Origin of the sequence: Bacillus sp. 220_BSPC (assembly GCF_001054655.1) — a bacterium.
Lineage (GTDB): Bacteria > Bacillota > Bacilli > Bacillales > DSM-1321 > Peribacillus > Peribacillus frigoritolerans.
The window spans coordinates 1-997 of the sequence record NZ_JVPL01000222.1; the positions used below are offsets into that span (position 1 = coordinate 1).

1 pseudogene is annotated in these 997 nt (G+C 44.3%); it reads right to left on the bottom strand.

Annotated elements, in window-relative coordinates:
- Positions 1-239: pseudogene (locus tag ADA55_RS17505) on the bottom strand (spermidine acetyltransferase); the annotation flags it as partial.
- Positions 240-997: the final 758 nt, after the last annotated feature.

The window sequence follows — 997 nt, forward strand, 5'->3', positions numbered from 1 at the left end:
AAAAAGCGGTCTAACCACACTCTGCCATTTTCGCCTTCCCCAGGGAAAAAACCATACATCGCAAAGCCGACCAAGATATCATCATAATAGAGCCCGACTGGCCTGTAATATTTACATTCCTTAGCGTCTTTTAAACATTGTTCAGTCGTTTCGATGTAAGCCCTTTGCTTTTCGTTTATTCGCAATTTCAAAATATCCGTTACATTTTCTTTCAAGACTTCATTTATTGTGGTCTTCATCATTCATTTTCCTTCCTCATTTCGCACTTGGTTATCCGCTTTGTTATCATGATATATAAATACCCTAAGGTATATGGTTTCGAACGTTTGAGGGTTAGTAAATCTGATCGTGGATTTCCACTCCAGGCACTCGATTTCCGCGGGCGGTCCACCCTCGGCCACGCTTTTCCCGCAGGAGTCTCGTACCTTTCGTTCCAATTAACTTTGTTTTATTTAGATAGAATCCTTTTGTCTACAAACTAGATAATATTTGTTTGCCGACAGTCTTTTTTGGTGGGTTTATAAAATGGGAACGTTGATTTCCACTCCAGGCACTCGCTTTCCGCGGGCGGGCGGGAGCCTCCTCGGCGCGCCTGCGGGGTCTCCCATGCCGCGCTTTTCCCGCAGGAGTCTCGTACCTTCCGTTCCAATCAACTTTGTGTTTTATAAGAACAAACTGCAGGCCGGTTTCATAACGAACCAAGTTTGAGACTAGTTTATCCTTTAAGTTTTTTTTACCTGTAATCCTCATTGGATGGAAGAAATAAGCGACACTCCTGCCGAAATACTGTCTAGCCGAGACCACACAGGCGCTCGCTTTGATGCGGCTTAGCAGACAGTCGGCGGAAAGGGAGCCGGAATTCTGAAATCAGCTGGAATGTTTTCTAGAACAAACTGTAGGCTGGTCTATTCGGAACCAAGTTTAAGACTAGTTTATCCTTTAAGTTCTTCACCTGTAATCCTCATTGGATGGAAGAAATAAGCGACACTCCTGCCGA